Source organism: Rhizobium sp. 10N414, assembly GCF_056394785.1.
In genome coordinates, this window is record NZ_JBFTIN010000023.1 from 12,722 (window position 1) to 27,649 (window position 14,928).

The 14,928-nt window shown below is 59.7% G+C and carries 23 protein-coding genes; 12 read left to right on the forward strand and 11 right to left on the reverse strand.

The annotated features are described in order from the left end of the window. The first annotated feature begins 233 nt into the window (after positions 1-233). The gene (locus AC1DE4_RS19840) at positions 234-455 is read left to right on the forward strand and encodes a hypothetical protein (RefSeq protein WP_169683531.1); all 222 of its coding nucleotides are present in this window, start codon (positions 234-236) and stop codon (positions 453-455) included. A gap of 70 nt (positions 456-525) precedes the next feature. Here the strand turns inward: AC1DE4_RS19840 and olsC are convergent, their stop codons facing one another. The 3 genes from olsC to AC1DE4_RS19855 form a co-directional block, all read right to left on the reverse strand. Further along, on the reverse strand, positions 526-1,368 hold the full coding sequence (olsC, locus tag AC1DE4_RS19845; protein ID WP_112824726.1) for an ornithine lipid ester-linked acyl 2-hydroxylase OlsC: 843 nt from the start codon (positions 1,366-1,368) through the stop codon (positions 526-528). 161 nt (positions 1,369-1,529) lie between these two features. Then, positions 1,530-1,871 (reverse strand): SMR family transporter, encoded by a 342-nt coding sequence (locus tag AC1DE4_RS19850; protein ID WP_018858266.1) that lies wholly within the window; start codon positions 1,869-1,871, stop codon positions 1,530-1,532. Between the two features lie 12 nt (positions 1,872-1,883). After that, the gene (locus AC1DE4_RS19855; RefSeq protein WP_026371931.1) at positions 1,884-2,444 is read right to left on the reverse strand and encodes a TetR/AcrR family transcriptional regulator; all 561 of its coding nucleotides are present in this window, start codon (positions 2,442-2,444) and stop codon (positions 1,884-1,886) included. Positions 2,445-2,592: 148 nt separating this feature from the next. On the opposite strand from AC1DE4_RS19855, the gene AC1DE4_RS19860 reads away from it, so the two are divergent. Then, complete coding sequence (locus tag AC1DE4_RS19860) at positions 2,593-2,988, forward strand: group II truncated hemoglobin (protein WP_062376241.1); 396 nt, start codon at positions 2,593-2,595, stop codon at positions 2,986-2,988. 2 nt (positions 2,989-2,990) lie between these two features. After that, positions 2,991-3,359 (forward strand): DUF423 domain-containing protein, encoded by a 369-nt coding sequence (locus AC1DE4_RS19865; protein ID WP_169683576.1) that lies wholly within the window; start codon positions 2,991-2,993, stop codon positions 3,357-3,359. A gap of 4 nt (positions 3,360-3,363) precedes the next feature. Here the strand turns inward: AC1DE4_RS19865 and AC1DE4_RS19870 are convergent, their stop codons facing one another. The 6 genes from AC1DE4_RS19870 to AC1DE4_RS19895 form a co-directional block, all read right to left on the reverse strand. Then, entirely contained in the window at positions 3,364-3,702 is a 339-nt protein-coding gene (locus AC1DE4_RS19870; RefSeq protein WP_169683533.1) for a VOC family protein, read from the reverse strand. Between the two features lies 1 nt (position 3,703). Further along, positions 3,704-4,018: a heme-degrading protein HmuQ gene (hmuQ, locus tag AC1DE4_RS19875; protein ID WP_025660166.1), complete on the reverse strand. Its 315-nt coding sequence runs from the start codon at positions 4,016-4,018 to the stop codon at positions 3,704-3,706. Between the two features lie 9 nt (positions 4,019-4,027). Next, positions 4,028-4,297 carry a hypothetical protein gene (locus AC1DE4_RS19880; RefSeq protein WP_018858260.1) on the reverse strand — a complete coding sequence of 90 codons (270 nt, stop codon included), beginning with the start codon at positions 4,295-4,297 and terminating at the stop codon, positions 4,028-4,030. After that, positions 4,294-4,701, reverse strand: a complete 408-nt coding sequence (locus AC1DE4_RS19885) for a DUF2325 domain-containing protein (protein ID WP_018116944.1) — start codon at positions 4,699-4,701, stop codon at positions 4,294-4,296. Before AC1DE4_RS19885 ends, AC1DE4_RS19880 begins: the two co-directional genes overlap by 4 nt. Positions 4,702-4,813: 112 nt before the next feature. Continuing rightward, positions 4,814-6,103, reverse strand: coding sequence for a cell envelope integrity protein TolA (gene tolA / locus AC1DE4_RS19890; RefSeq protein ID WP_025660164.1), 1,290 nt, complete (start codon positions 6,101-6,103; stop codon positions 4,814-4,816). A 59-nt stretch (positions 6,104-6,162) separates the two neighbouring features. Beyond that, a complete protein-coding gene (locus AC1DE4_RS19895) occupies positions 6,163-6,606 on the reverse strand; it encodes a hypothetical protein (RefSeq protein ID WP_477882655.1) in 444 nt (147 codons plus the stop codon). Between the two features lie 141 nt (positions 6,607-6,747). Here AC1DE4_RS19895 and hemP point away from each other — a divergent pair, with 141 nt between their 5' ends. The 7 genes from hemP to AC1DE4_RS19930 all read left to right on the forward strand — a co-directional run bounded on the left by hemP (position 6,748) and on the right by AC1DE4_RS19930 (position 11,725). Continuing rightward, entirely contained in the window at positions 6,748-6,930 is a 183-nt protein-coding gene (gene hemP / locus AC1DE4_RS19900; protein ID WP_018116941.1) for a hemin uptake protein HemP, read from the forward strand. 9 nt (positions 6,931-6,939) lie between these two features. Then, positions 6,940-7,992: a hemin-degrading factor gene (locus AC1DE4_RS19905; protein WP_477882657.1), complete on the forward strand. Its 1,053-nt coding sequence runs from the start codon at positions 6,940-6,942 to the stop codon at positions 7,990-7,992. An 8-nt stretch (positions 7,993-8,000) separates the two neighbouring features. After that, positions 8,001-8,897 (forward strand): heme/hemin ABC transporter substrate-binding protein, encoded by an 897-nt coding sequence (locus AC1DE4_RS19910; RefSeq protein ID WP_025660161.1) that lies wholly within the window; start codon positions 8,001-8,003, stop codon positions 8,895-8,897. A 2-nt stretch (positions 8,898-8,899) separates the two neighbouring features. Beyond that, entirely contained in the window at positions 8,900-10,012 is a 1,113-nt protein-coding gene (locus AC1DE4_RS19915) for a FecCD family ABC transporter permease (protein WP_018858255.1), read from the forward strand. 10 nt (positions 10,013-10,022) lie between these two features. Continuing rightward, on the forward strand, positions 10,023-10,829 hold the full coding sequence (locus AC1DE4_RS19920; RefSeq protein WP_025660160.1) for a heme ABC transporter ATP-binding protein: 807 nt from the start codon (positions 10,023-10,025) through the stop codon (positions 10,827-10,829). Positions 10,830-10,954: 125 nt separating this feature from the next. Further along, positions 10,955-11,314 carry an ElaB/YgaM/YqjD family protein gene (locus AC1DE4_RS19925; RefSeq protein WP_018858253.1) on the forward strand — a complete coding sequence of 120 codons (360 nt, stop codon included), beginning with the start codon at positions 10,955-10,957 and terminating at the stop codon, positions 11,312-11,314. 9 nt (positions 11,315-11,323) lie between these two features. Further along, the gene (locus AC1DE4_RS19930) at positions 11,324-11,725 is read left to right on the forward strand and encodes a hypothetical protein (protein ID WP_018116935.1); all 402 of its coding nucleotides are present in this window, start codon (positions 11,324-11,326) and stop codon (positions 11,723-11,725) included. An 86-nt stretch (positions 11,726-11,811) separates the two neighbouring features. On the opposite strand, the gene AC1DE4_RS19935 is transcribed toward AC1DE4_RS19930, so the two are convergent. Next, positions 11,812-12,366, reverse strand: coding sequence for an RNA polymerase sigma factor (locus AC1DE4_RS19935; RefSeq protein ID WP_007533712.1), 555 nt, complete (start codon positions 12,364-12,366; stop codon positions 11,812-11,814). Positions 12,367-12,375: 9 nt separating this feature from the next. Next, complete coding sequence (locus tag AC1DE4_RS19940) at positions 12,376-12,537, reverse strand: NepR family anti-sigma factor (RefSeq protein WP_245267976.1); 162 nt, start codon at positions 12,535-12,537, stop codon at positions 12,376-12,378. Positions 12,538-12,839: 302 nt separating this feature from the next. Between AC1DE4_RS19940 and AC1DE4_RS19945 the strand changes: the two genes are divergently transcribed. After that, the gene (locus AC1DE4_RS19945) at positions 12,840-13,634 is read left to right on the forward strand and encodes a response regulator (RefSeq protein WP_018858252.1); all 795 of its coding nucleotides are present in this window, start codon (positions 12,840-12,842) and stop codon (positions 13,632-13,634) included. A 184-nt stretch (positions 13,635-13,818) separates the two neighbouring features. Further along, positions 13,819-14,835 (forward strand): sensor histidine kinase, encoded by a 1,017-nt coding sequence (locus tag AC1DE4_RS19950; protein ID WP_018858251.1) that lies wholly within the window; start codon positions 13,819-13,821, stop codon positions 14,833-14,835. Positions 14,836-14,928: the final 93 nt, after the last annotated feature.

Below are 14,928 nucleotides of genomic sequence, written 5' to 3' on the forward strand. Positions count from 1 at the left end.
AGGTAGCTCACACGGAAATGTCATTTGCGAGCTAGGCTCGCTCGCTGAGGAGCAAACTTCATTCGGCATTCTTGGCGAAATCGGCACATATTAGCAGCGCCGGAAGTGCCAAATTAGCGCATGCGAAGCCGCCGTTTTTCTTTTTGACGCAACCGCACTGCACTTAACCTTACCGGCTAACCACTCCATTAGCATCCCCTTGAAAACGCGGGGGATTATGGCACGTTGCAGCCATGACAAACATCCGCACTCCGAAATATAGCGCCGACGATATGGGACGCTCGCGGGAATGCGAAGCTGCCTGCAATATGGCAATCACCGAAGTTGTCCGTCGCGCGGTCGCGGGATGGCGGGAAGAGGAAATTGCTCTTCATCTCGCAGACGCCGCAGGAGACTACGTGATGTATCTGGCCATAAGCGCGCAGCGCCGATTGATGGCAGCCAACAACAATTGAACGAAGCTTGGCACCGCAGAAAAGCCTGCGCAATTCTACGGCTCAATTGATCGGCGATGCAGGCGAAAGGTTAGTTCTGCGGCGTGTTTCTGAAGGCTTCCGCTTCCGCGTAGAACTTCTTTTCCCATGCCTTGTGATTGTCCAACCCCTCACGAATGAAGGGCGTGAAAACGGCAAGGTTCATCAGCGTCCAGTTCACAAAGCGCGCCGGGAACTTCAACGGCTTCACGAAATCGATAAAGAGCACCACGCGCGTCTCGTCGGTATGGTTCCACGCCTCATGCTCGTAGGCGTCGTCGAAGATCAGCGCCTTTCCTTCCTGCCAACGGCAGATCTGATCCTTGACCCGGATGGCAAGCTTGTCGGCAGGCTCCGGTACGATCATCCCGAGATGCAGGCGAAGCACGCCATTGTAAGGTCCGCGATGAGCCGGCAGATGCTTTCCGGGCTCGAAGATCGAGAACATGGCGGTTTTCAATCCGGGGATCTTCTGCACCGCCTCCCAGGTTTGCGGGCATGCCCTGATATTCTGTTCCGACTTCACGCCAAACCCGACGAGGAAGAAAGTCTTCCAGCCACTATCGCTTGAGATCGTCTTCACATCAGTCGAGATGTCCTGGAATGACGGCAGTTCACTCTGCCGCACGAGCACGCGGTCCAGCTCGGACCGTATCTCCGGCCACGCCTTCTCAACCTCGGCGACCCAAGGGAATGTCGCGGTATCATAGACCGGCGGGTTGCCGAGCCTGGCATATTTGAAGTTCAGCTTTTCCGCCCACGCGACGATACCCATGAAGAAGCGCGTAATTGCGCTTGGTCGACCCATCGGCGTGATGCCGGCAGTGTTAAGGGATTGGTCCCTGGACTGGGTAGGTTTGCCGGAAAGACCTGAATCGGTGGTGCGGTCGGTCATGAGTGGTCCAATGCGTGGAACAAGCGGCCCAAAGCTCAAAGAAATATGGAAAGGACCGCATGTTTCGCAAGATCGCGCAGGATGAGGTCAAATGTCGCGACGACATATAGGGGACCCGCGGCGCAGGACATTTACCCGCATCTGCCCGCCTTCGGGCAAGATCAATGCGAGATGGACTTCGAGAAGAGGTTGACCACGAGCACGCCGGTGATAATCAGCCCGAGCCCTACGATCGCCGGCGCATCGAGCCGCTGCTTGAAATAGACGAGGCCGACCCCGGATATCAGCACGATGCCGAGCGCGCTCCAGATCGCATAGGCGATCCCGACGGGGATGATCTTCAAGGTCATAGACAGGCAATAGAATGCTGTCGCGTAGCAGACGACCACCACGACCGTCGGTCCTACGCGGGTGAACTGCTGCGACAACTGCAGCGCCGTCGTGCCGATGACCTCGAGCGCGATCGCAGCAAAGAGCAGCGCATATACGGCAGCTGGAGCCATGGTGGACCTACCCTACTTGTTGGCCAATTCGACGAGACGGGAGATGAGCGCCTGGCGGTCGCCGCCGCTGTCATGACTGCCGAGCATGTCGGCAAGCCAGAGCCCATCGGCCGCAAATCGAACGATCTGCGCATCGACGGACGAATCCGTGCCGACATATTCCTCCGTCCGCTCCTGCACCCACTCGCGCCAGCGCTGCCGAAGCCTTGGCTCGGCGAGCAGCGCCATGGTGACCTGAGCCCAATGGGCGGCCTCGTCGGGCTTATCCCTAAGATCGGCGACAGCATGCAGATAGGCCCGGCTGAAGCGGCCATGCGGGGTAGGGTCTTCGCGCATGCGCTCGTCAATATCGGCGTCGAAGCGATCCAGGAGACTTTCGAAAAGGGCGTCCAGCAACGCGTTCTTCGTCGGGAAATGGTGCAGTAGCCCACCCTTGCTGACGCCTGATGCGCCGGATACGGCATCCAGTGTCAGTGCGGCCATGCCCTGCTCCATCGTGAGGCGAGCGGCCACGTCCAGCAGCTGCTGGCGCACGACAAGGGGCTGTTTGCGGCGATGATGAGCGAGTGACATGCCAACAGAAGATACCGTCCAGACGGTTTTGTCAAGCCAACTCATATTCGACTGTCTGTGCGGATGGCGAATTGCCGCGTGCTGATCCAAGCGGTTGCAGTCCCGCTCCCCGCAGTGCATTAAGAGTCCGATTTCGAGGAATGGAACCGTGACGGAAAATGTCATTACGCTTTATGAGGCGATTGGCGGCGACGAGGCCGTCCGCGCCCTGTGTCGCCGCTTCTATGAGCTGATGGATACGCTGCCGGAGGCACAGCACGTTCGCGCCGTCCATCCGCCGACGCTGGAAGGCAGCGAGGAGAAATTCTACGAATACCTGACTGGATATTTCGGCGGCCCGCCGCTCTACACCGACAAGCGCGGTCACCCACGCCTCAGGAGCCGGCATTTCGTTGCCGAGATCGGTCCGGTGGAACGCGACGAGTGGCTACATTGCTTCCGTCGCGCGCTCGAGGAAACCATCGCCAATCCGAAGCTGCGCGAGATCATCCTGCCCCCCATCGAACGCCTCGCATATCACATGCAGAACAAGGAACACGGATGACCATGACGCTGAACGCGCGTATTGCGCCGCTGTTTTATCTGCTTGCCGGCTTGTTCGGTTTTGCCGGCGTGGCGCTGGCCGCGGCCGCAGCGCATGGCGGCGGCGACGCGCATCTTCTCGCTTCGGCTTCGGCAATGTGCCTGGCGCACGCCCCCACCCTGTTCGCCCTCGCGATCGGCGCCGAAAAACTTAAGACGGCGTGGCTTGCCGGCATACTGATAGGGGTCGGCACGCTTCTGTTTGCCGGGGATCTCGTTGTTTTGCGCTACGCTGGCTCCGGCCTGTTTCCGCTGGCGGCCCCCGCCGGCGGATTTGCCATGATGTTCGGCTGGCTGGCGATCGCCGTGGGCGCTTTCATTCGCCGAGGCTGATCGATCAGCTGACGGGGATGCGCCCAAACCGCAGCAGGTTGCCATGCGGGTCATGGATATAGAACTCTTCCATGCCCCACGGCCGTCGCTCAAGTGCGGTCAGACGCGCCACCCGCTTCTCCTGATACTCCGCATGGAGCGCAGCGATCCGACGGCCACGCAGATAGACGGACGTCGCTTCGCATAACGCCCGGTCGCGCGCCAGCCAGAAATGCGACTCCATCTCGTTCCGGCGGAGGATCAGATAGTCCGGAGATTGGTGGATGATCCGGTCGAAGCCATCGAGATCAAGCGATGGCAAGACCGGAAGGACTTCGACACGATCCGGATCCTGTTCGGTCATTTCAGATGCCAGCAACCACGGTGAAGCCTTCAAAAACCGGAGGCCCCTTATACATTGCCTTGCGCTCACCAGCGTTGCGGTGCGCGGCGCGGAAGTTTTCGGACTTCGTCCAGTTCAGGAAGTCGTCCTCGCTTTGCCAGAGCGTGTGCGAGGAAAACAGCGTGTAGTCCTCTTCCGCATTCGTCTTGCCCCGCAGCAGCCGGAATTCAACAAAGCCAGGAACCTGCGAGAGGCTGGAATCGCGGTCGCGCCATACATTCTCGAAGTCTGCCTCGGATCCAATCGCAACCTTGAAGCGGTTCATTGCAATATACATGGGTGATCCCTACGCTTTGCTTTTCGCAGCGACGCGCGAAGGCGCGAAGGCTACAACATTATTGCCGTTTGCGGCCTCCAGACCAAGCGGCTTTTCAGGCTGTTGGCCAGGCAACCGTGCCTCCCAGAGGGGAAACTCCGATACGTTGGGATAGTCCTTGCGCCGCTCGGCATTCCGGAGCAGCAGTTCGTAAAGCTCCGGCACAAGGCCGTCGCCTCTTTGAGCGGCGATCTTGTGCAGGCCGATCATCATGACCCCACCGGGGCGTTCTTCATTCATCGGGAATTGTCTCGTTCGTTCATTGTCTGCAACGCACGTTCCAGACTGGACTTGCTGCCGTTTCGAAGCGGGATGAAGGCCTTGCCGAACTTCTTGCAGCCGGTCTTCACGCGCAGGCAGGCATCGTGGCTGATACAGTCGATCGGGCAAAAGACGCAGTCGACCGAGGGAAGTACGGTGTCGATGCGGGAGACCGCCTCGCGCAAACCGCCGTCGTGATGGATCAGCTCTGCCCCGAAATCGCTTGCGATCTGGCGAAGATGCGCCACCTGGCAGTCCCGTCCGCCGACATACAGGAAACTGCGTCCATCAAGTTTGGACCGCCCCGACGTTTCCTGAACCGTCTGAGCATCAGCGTTAACGCGGATCTCGCGGTTGGAACCCTTCTTCGTCTTTCGAGCCATTGCCCACCCGTTCGCTCGTTGATCGTCACACGATTCCTGCGTGTGCCGGGGGACCTTATTAAACTTGATTTTTAGAGTAAAGTATAAAGTTGATTATAGAAGTCATATTTTATCAATGGCCCGTCACCTGGACGTCCTGGCTGAACGACCAGACCGGCTTGCCCCACTCGACAGGGAGCGGAGGGAACGGAGCAGCGCGGCGGATGCCCTCGACAACAGCCTGATCCAGCTCCGGAATACCGGAGCTGCGCGCGATCGAAAGACCGCTCAGATCGCCGCTGGCGCCGATTGTCAGGCGAACGCGAACGCTCATGGATGTGCTCATGCGCTTGTACTCCGACGGCACCCTGACCGAGCGACGAATCCGGGATTGTACCTTGCCGGGATAATTGGCGACGGCCGCGCTCCCCGCACCGCCACTGCTGCCAGCCCCACGCGAATTCTGGTTCGATGTTGCCGTCTCGGTCCCGTCGGCGGACCCTCTCTTGGAATCCTGCTCGTTTTCACCGCCGGATCCTGCGGATGGTTGAGCCTTCTTCGGCGGCTCCTTCTTCTCGATCGGCTTCTTGACGGGCTTTTCCGCTTTCAGCTTGCGCTCCGGTGTTGGTTTATCCGGCTCGGGAGCGACCGCCGCCGTTTCCACCGGCTGAACCGGCTTGATCTCTTCCGGCGCCGCTTGAGCAACCGGAGGCGTTTCCGCAGGCACCTCGAGCGGCACTTCGGTCGCCATCGGCTGCACGAAGGACGTCTCGGCCGATGAGAGCGAAGTCAAAACCTCCGGTTCCGCGGCAACGATGTTCTCCGGTGAAACGCGCGTAACCTCTTGTGTAGGCGCAACGGTTACCGGCTCGGTGGTCACCGTTTCCGTCGGCGTCGCCGCCGTCGGCTGGACCGTCTGAGTCTGCGCGGTCTCGGCTACGATCTGCTCGGGCTGCTGCTCCTCAGCCTTCTCGCCCGCCGCCGCTTGGTCCGCTTCCGAATCGCCAAGGATAATGACGCTCACGACTTCGCCGGCCTCTTCGACCGGATCGTGCGGTGTGACCACAAATCCGACCACCAGCATCGCGATGACGGCCGCATGGCAGGCAAAGGAACTGAGGCAAGCCATCACCACATTGCGCTGAGGTGGTTTCGCGTTCTCTTCCCTTTCGGCGCTCGCCTCCAGCGACGGCGCGGTTGCGACGGTGCTGCTCGCACTCTGCGGAGCCTGCGGGAAGGATTCGATCAACGCCAGGCGCGCGTAGTGTATGGAAGCTTCGGCGGCTGGCTGGCGTGGCACATTGCGAAGATCGGACAATTCATGCCCGGGATGCATGCCGGGATTGTTGTCGTTCATTCCGCCGTCAGCGACCGGTTCCTCGACAAGAATGACTCTCGATTTGGATTTTGCTGAAACTGCCATTTGTGCCTGCCTCGGCCAGTTGAAACAGAAAACCGTCGGCTGTCATGCCGGCGAACCACTCAACCCTCGAAGGGAACGGAAACCTGTGAACGAGTGACAAGGCCCTTCATGCACTCTCCCGAGGCCGGCCCGTCGCAGACTGGCGCGTCGTTGATCAGCAAGCGCGTCACGCTCTCGCAGTTGACGTTCGGCATGTCGAACTGGCGCACACGCTTCTTGCCTTGCGGCAGATCGCGGAAGTCCAGCACGGTAACCCGGTCGACCGCGTTCTTGTCGTTGAAGAAAGCAAGCTCGAAGGAGACTTTGCTGATTGGCGCGGCAAGATTGTTGAGCGCAACGAAGGTCATCATGCAGCCCTTCTGTGATGGCGCCAGACCGTTCAACTCGACCTCAAGGCCCTTGGCCGGCGACGCTGCAGCAGCGTCCTGAGCAAAAACCTGCGATGCGCTCGCAACCACGATCAGACCGCTCGTCAAAAGCGCTGCAACCTTGCTCACTGCCATTCCTTCCATCAATAAACTCTAAAACTTGACTTCTAAACTCCGCTATTGCGTCATTAAAAAATGATGACTATGAAAGTCAAGATAATTATGGATTTTCCGGGCGTTTGGACGCCGCGGATCGAGCGGAAATAGCCGACCGAAATGATGGTTGAGAAGCCAGATAGCTTTAGTCACGCGTCGCCGCAGCGCGAACCAACGGCAGAAATGCGCGTTCTGGAAAGTGCGGACATTTTTCGCGGAGCGACCGAGATCATGATCCGTCACGACGGCGTGGTCTACCGCATGAAAATCACCCGTCAGGGCAAACTCATTCTCAACAAGTAGGGCTAGGACATGACTGAAACCACGAAAYCGGCTCCTGCCGACATACGCGCATTTCGCGCGGAGAATCCGAAGATGCGCGAGCGCGATATCGCCGCACAGCTTCAGATTTCGGAAGCTGCTCTCGTTGCGGCCGAAGTCGGCATCACCGCAACCCGCATCGACGGCAGCGCCGTGAAGCTCCTGGAGCGGGTCGCTGAACTCGGCGAAGTCATGGCCCTTTCCCGTAACCAAAGCGCCGTTCACGAAAAGATCGGCGTTTACGAGAACATCACCGCCGGGCCGCACGCCTCGATCGTGCTCGGGGAAAACATCGACCTGCGCATTTTTCCAAACCGCTGGGCGCATGCTTTTGCCGTCTCCAAGAAGGACGGCGACCAGGAGCGACTCAGCCTGCAGTATTTCGACAAGGCAGGCAACGCGGTTCACAAGATCCATCTTCGCCCGGACTCGAATGTCGAAGCCTATCGCGCCATCGTCGGGGATCTGACGCTCGACGATCAGTCGCAAGAATTCAACGCTGATCCGACGCCCTCATCGATGGATGAGAGCGGCGAGGTCACCCGCGATGAACTGCGGGAGCACTGGAGAAAGCTCACCGACACGCACGAGTTCTTCGGCATGCTGCGCAAGCTGAAGATCGGCCGCCGAGCCGCCGTTCGCACCGTCGGCGACGACTACGCGTGGCAACTCGACAACACGGCAACGGCGGAGATGATGCACGCTTCGGTCAAGGCCGGTCTGCCGGTCATGTGCTTCGTGGCAAACAACGGCATCGTGCAGATCCATTCCGGCCCGATCTTCAACGTGCAGCCGATGGGTCCGTGGATCAATATCTTCGACCCGACCTTCCACCTGCATCTTCGGCAGGATCACATCGCCGAGACCTGGGCGGTACGCAAGCCGACAAAGGACGGCCATGTAACCTCGCTCGAGGCCTACAATGCCGAGGGCGAAATGATCATCCAGTTCTTCGGCAAGCGCAAGGAAGGCACCGATGAGCGCGACGATTGGCGCTCAATCATGGAAAACCTGCCGCCCGCAGGAACCAGCGTCGCGGCATGAGCAAGGGGATAACGATGCGTAAGGCACCACGCAGCAAGCGGCTTCGGGCGATGGCGTTTTCAGCCACGGTTATTGGGCTGTCGCTGGCTCCGGTCTCGAATGCCCCGGCCGCTGAAAAACTGAATACGACGCGCCTTGTGTCCGTTGGCGGCGATGTCACCGAGATCATCTACGCGCTCGGTGAGCAGGACCGGTTGATCGCGCGCGACACGACCAGCCTGTATCCCGAAGCGGCAACAAAGCTGCCCGACGTAGGCTACATGCGCGCGCTATCGCCGGAGGGCATCCTCGCCATGAACCCGACGGCGATCATCGCCATCGAGGGATCCGGGCCACCGGAAGCGCTGAACGTGCTCAAGAGCGCGAGCGTCCCCTTCGAGACCGTGCCTAACGCCTATACCCGCGAAGGCATCCTCGCCAAGATCGACCGGGTCGGCGATCTCCTCGGCCAGCCCGACAAGGCAAAGGCGCTAGAGGAAAAGGTGGGTGCGGATCTTGACGTGGCAATCGCCGACGCCGCCAAGCGCCCCGAAGGCGAGCGGAAGCGCATCCTCTTCATTCTGAGTATGCAAGGAGGAAAGATCATGGCCTCCGGAACCGGCACGGCAGCCGATGGCATCATCAAGCTGTCCGGTTCCGTCAATGCCGTCGGCAATTTCCCGGGCTACAAGCCGCTAACCGACGAGGCGATCGTGGAAGCCAAGCCTGACGTCATCTTGATGATGAACCGCGGCGACGGGTCAGCCACCAAGGATGAAGATCTTCTGAAGCAGCCCGCGCTGGCCCTGACACCCGCGGCGCAAAACAAGGCAATCATTCGCATGGACGGCCTCCACCTGCTCGGGTTCGGCCCGCGCACCGCGAGCGCCGTCCGTGAGTTGAACGCAGCGATCTACGGAAGCTGATAATGGCTCTGCAGGACGCCATCGGACAGAAGCGCTCCATGTTTTCGCTGACAGGTCTGCGGGAGCTTCAAAGGGCGGGTGATCGCAGTCGCCTCGCGCTGCTGGCAATCGTTCTGCTTGCCGTCGGGTCCGTCCTGTCCCTGTTATTCTCAGTGACAACGGGTGCTTCCAACGCCTCGTTCCTCGACGTCATCGCCAACATGGCCGGCTCGGACGATGCGCTGAACGCCAGAGACCGGATCATCATCTTCGATATCCGAATGCCCCGCGCGATCCTGGGTTTCCTGGTGGGCGGCTCGCTTGCCGTCTCGGGCGCCATCATGCAGGGCTTGTTCCGCAATCCCCTTGCGGATCCCGGGCTCGTCGGCGTGTCCTCCGGCGCGAGCCTCGGTGCCGTGGTGATCATCGTGCTCGCCAGCACCTTTGCCGCGCCGCTTTACACGCTGCTCGGCATCTACGCGCTGCCGATCGCAGCCTTCTGCGGCGGACTTGCCAGCACGTGGCTGCTCTACCGGATCGCAACCGGGAACGGCCAGACCTCAGTTGCCACGATGCTGCTTGCCGGCATCGCGCTCGGCTCGCTGGCCGGCGCGCTCACTGGCCTCCTGATCTACATGGCCAACGATCAGCAACTCCGCGACCTCACCTTCTGGGGGATGGGATCGCTTGCCGGGGCGACATGGGCAAAGATCGCCGCCGCCGGCCCGATCATTCTTCTCTCCTTTGCGGCGATACCCTTCATGGCCCCTGGCCTGAATGCCATCACTCTCGGTGAGGCTACAGCCTTTCACATGGGCGTCCCTGTTCAGCGGCTGAAGAACATCGCCATCGTCACCGTCGCCGGGGCGACGGGTGCTTCGGTCGCAGTCAGCGGCGGCATCGGCTTCGTCGGCATCGTCGTTCCGCATGTTCTGCGCATGTCGATCGGCCCCGATCACCGCTTCCTGCTGCCAGCTTCGGCGCTTCTCGGCGGCTCGCTGCTGATTTTTGCCGATGTTCTTGCCAGGACGATCGTCGCGCCGGCCGAACTGCCGATCGGCATCATTACGGCCGCCGTCGGCGGCCCTTTCTTCCTTTGGATTCTGTTGCGGCATCGCGCACGCCTTGCCCTTTGAGTATTGAGCAATGATTGAGGTATCCGGCGTTTCCGTGCGCCTTTCCGGCAAGGCCATTGTTAGTCAGGTCGGCTTCTCCGCCGAGGCAGGCCAGTTGACCGCGATTGCCGGTCCGAACGGCTCGGGCAAGACAACGACGATGAAAGCGGTCTCCGGCGAACTCCCCTACTCCGGCTCCATTCGTCTCAATGGTCAGGAAGTGAACGCGCTGCAGCCGTGGCGGCTGGCGACGATGCGGGCGGTGCTGCCGCAGGCAAGCTCGATCTCTTTTCCCTTCACGGTGCGCGAAGTGGTGCGGATGGGCCTGACCACCGGCGTCAATCGCAATCCTGAGAAAGCCGAGCAGACCGCGGCGAATGCACTGGCCTCCGTCGACCTGGGGGGCTTCGAAGGCCGCTTCTATCAGGAACTTTCGGGTGGCGAGCAGCAGCGCGTTCAACTCGCCCGCGTGCTCTGCCAGATCGCCGAGCCGGTCGTCGACGGCAAGCCCTGCTGGCTTCTGCTCGACGAGCCGGTATCCAGCCTCGACATCAGCCACCAGCTGACGATCATGACTCTGGCGCGCAATTTCTGCGAGGCCGGTGGCGGCGTCATCGCCGTCATGCACGACCTCAACCTGACCGCGCTTTTCGCCGACCGGATCATTCTCATGAAATCCGGCCAACTGGCTGCAAGCGGTAGCGTCCGCGATGTGCTGACCGACGAGACAATGGAATCTGTCTTCGGCTGTGCCCTGCGGATCAATCAGGTTCCGGCCGACGGTACGCCCTTCGTGCTTGCGCACAGTGCGATCCAAACCGGATACAATCCAGCGTAGCGGAACTTTTGCAGGGTGACCGCGTTAAGCAATTGATGATGTGGGTCATTGCCGGGCGATAATCTTCATGCAAACTTCGGCAGCGGCCCTGTGTTGAATCAGGCCGCTAAGAGCGCGCCTCACCGATGGAGAAAATCGTGGCCTCTTCGCTCCTCCACCCCATTCGCAGCCGGCGCAATGGCGGCACGCTTCACAACATCGAATCCACCATCGAAGAACAGATCGAGTCTCTTCGTGAAGAGATCGCAGCACTGACGAAGATTGCCGGAAAGCAGTCACGAAAGTCGAGCGATCGCATGCGCTATCAGGCAGCCGCCAGCTACGACGATCTGCTCTCTCGCAGCGAAGACCTGATGCATGAATTGCAGGAAAGCTACCTTCGCGGCGCCAACGAAGTGCGCAATACCGTGCGCCGTCACCCAATCGCCACCGTCGGGGCGGCAGCAGCCTTTGGGCTCGTCCTCGCCCTTCTTGCCCGCCGTTAAGGAGGCTAAATGCTCTTCCCGCTCCTCAGCCTGTTGGTAGGCACGAGTGTTCACCGAACCGTTGCGCGGACGAAGCGCAACGGTATTTTCGTTGCCATTGCCGTCGTGCTCTTGTTGACCGCTTATACGCTCGCGGTCGTCGCCGGTGCCATCTGGCTCTCAGGCATCTACGGTCCGATCGGCGCAGCGCTGTTCCTGGCAGCCGCAGCCCTGCTGGTGGCGATCGTCGTTCTCGTCATCATGATGGTGATCAACGCCCAGGAGGCGCGCCGTGCCAAAGAACGCAAGCAGGCATTGGAATCGCTTGCAGCGGTCGGCATTGGTCTTGTCCGAGCTCAGCCCTTGTTGACGGCTGGCGTTCTTGCAGCAATCGTGGCGGCCAACCTCGTCGGTTCCAAGCGCGACGACTGACCTCTCAATTTTCGCGTAGCTCAAGGAAAAGGCCGGCGCCCTGTTGGGCAGCCGGCCTCTCCTATGGATCGAACGAGACTATTATATCAGAAGGCGAAGGCCTTGGACGTCAGCGGCGAGGATGTCGCATCCGGACCAAAATCGGCTTCACCGGATATCTGAAGCAGTTCCTGGAGACGCTGGCGAGCGCGATTGACGCGGCTCTTGATCGTTCCGACTGCACATCCGCAGATTTCCGCCGCTTCCTCGTAGGAAAAACCGGAAGCGCCGACCAGGATGATCGCTTCACGCTGGTCCGGCGGCAGCTGATCGAGCGCCTTCTTGAAGTCCTGAAGATCGAGCGCCCCGTATTGGGCCGGGTGCATAGCCATGGACTCGGTGAACAGGCCATCGCTGTCCTGAATCTCGCGCCCGCTCTTGCGCATCTGGCTGTAGAGTTCGTTGCGCAGAATCGTGAAGAGCCAGGCTTTCATGTTCGTGCCCATCTCGAAATGATCCTGCTTTGCCCAGGCTTTCATGATGGTGTCCTGGACAAGATCATCCGCCCGGTCGTGCCGGCCAATCAGCGAGATGGCGAAGGCGCGGAGGCTAGGGAGCGACGCGAGGAGCTCGCGCTTGAAGCTTGGTTGCTGCTTTTCCATGGAGCCACCTTACTTCACAGCTTTTGCCGACGCGACGAGCTCAGCCTGGTCAAGCTTCTCGAGCAGATCGAGAAAGCGGTCGGGAATCGCCTCTTCCTGCACGGCAGCATAAAGCGATCGTAACTTCACGCCGATCTGGCTGTTGGGGTCAAGGATATCGCTTGCGCGCATTTCCAGCCGCTGCCGATCCTTTTCATTCTTCCGTGTCGTCATCAATCGTCACTTTGCTTTTGTTATCCACGTGCTCTGCCACGTCGCCTTGATTAAGTTCGCCTCAATAAAACAGCCGCTTGTCCCGGCCGATTGGCGAACATCCCGTCGCGTGCCATGAAACAAATGCGATAAGCCCTCTGTTGGTAGCCACGATAATGCCGTTGAGAAAAAAAAGTTCCTACATGCGAGGAACATTTTTACAATCCGTCGCGTTTTAATCGCCATTGGGGCCGTTCACCGGCCTATAGTGGGAGCTTTACATGACACTTTCGACTCGAATTGCGCCGCATCTTCCTTACCTGCGTCGCTATTCCCGCGCGCTTACTGGAACGCAGACTTCAGGCGACGCCTATGTAGCCGCCGTACTCGAGGCGATCATTACCGACATATCCATTTTCCCGGATACCGCGGATGACCGCGTCGCATTGTACAAACTTTTCACTACGCTTTTTGGTTCCGTCACCGTCCAGATTCCGGAACCTGCCTCGCCCTACATATGGGAACAGCGCGCAACGCTGAACCTTGCCAAAGTTTCGCCGCGTGCCCGCCAGGCTTTCATACTCGCCTCCGTCGAGAACTTTCGGGTGGGAGAAATTTCCGAGATCCTGGGCGTGGAAGAGGACGAAGTCGTCAGCCTGCTCGACAACGCATCACGCGAGATCTCTCGCCAGGTCGCCACTGATGTCATGATCATCGAAGACGAACCGCTGATCGCGATGGACATCGAACAGATGGTGGAGAGCCTCGGCCATCGCGTCACCGGCATTGCCCGTACCCACGCCGAAGCGGTTGCACTTTATAACAGGACCCGGCCAGGCATGGTTCTTGCGGATATCCAGCTTGCGGATGGAAGCTCCGGCATCGATGCCGTCAACGACATTCTCAAGACCGCAAGCGTGCCGGTAATCTTCATCACCGCCTTCCCCGAAAGGCTGCTGACCGGCGAACGGCCCGAGCCGACATTCCTGGTCACGAAGCCGTTTAATCCGGACATGGTCAAGGCACTGATCAGTCAGGCACTTTTCTTCAACGAATCCACCAAGGCCGCTGCCTAAGGGAAATGGCGGTCGCCTAGGAACAAAGGGAGCGGAAATGCGTTTCGGTCAATCTGGAGCGCTATTCCGACCTTAAGGTTTTTTTTCGTGCTTTCTTCTAGGATGAGCTTCCCGAATGGGCACCTTCCTCCCCGTGAGGAAAGATCAAAAATGGGAAAGGCGACTAGTGAACAGGAACGGACCAGTGCCCGGAGTGCCCTTCGCGCTGGAAGGCAGAGCGGTGTTGCTGGAGAGCGCACTGGCGAGCGCCGGAATCTCCGTGATCTACCAGGACCCTAGGCTATCGATCATCTATGCCGACAACCTTCCTCCGCATTTTCAGCCGCTTGCAATACCGGGCGGTACTGACGTCGATCTCTTCGGCGAAGCGCATGGACGCGAGTTGGAGAAGCTGAAGCAGCAGGTATTCGAAACCGGAAAGCCGACGACAACCGAGATCGACATTTCGATCGACGGAGAAATGCGCACCTACGAATTGAAGATCCAGCGCGTCGGTACCGATCACGCCATGGGCATCCTTTCCGTGGTCGCCGAGGTGACGGAGGCCCGGCATCGCGAAAAGGTGCTGAAGTCCCTTCTTCGCGAGCTCTCGCATCGCTCGAAGAACCTTCTGGCCATTATTCAAGGAATCGCCACACAAACAGCCCGCAACACCATATCGCTGAATAGCTTCCTGGTGAAATTCCGCGGGCGACTGCAATCCCTGTCGAATTCACAAGACCTGATTACCGATTCCAGCTGGCGCGGTGCGTTCCTTTTCGAACTCGCTGAAAAGCAATTCGCGCCCTACTGGCCCGAGACGGCGGGACCGCTGCCGATCTCCGGGATAAACGTCCACTTGACACCCAATGCCGCCGTGCACGTCGGGCTCGCGCTGCATGAATTGATCGTCAACTCGGCCTCCTACGGAGCGATTGCCGGCAGCACGCCTGCGGTCACTCTGAGCTGTCATGAAGTGGCCGCTGACGGGCGAAAGGCAATCGAGGTTTCATGGGCGGAGACGCTATGCGATCCGACAGAGGTTCACGAATTCAGTGAAAACAGCTTTGGCAAGACTGTGCTTGAGCGCGTCGTTCCCTCGTCGGTCAACGGCAAGGCCGAACTGACGCTGGTGCCGGGACGGATCGAATATCATCTGGTTATCCCCGACGCCGAGTTCGAGATCCTCCGGCACCCCTCTCAAAAGGCAGCTACACGCTAAACGAAGAACAGCCAGTGCGAGGGCGGCGCACCGGCTGTTCTTTCACTCACCGGGAGGGGACCGTGAGTACATCCGAACGATGGGTTGGGGGCG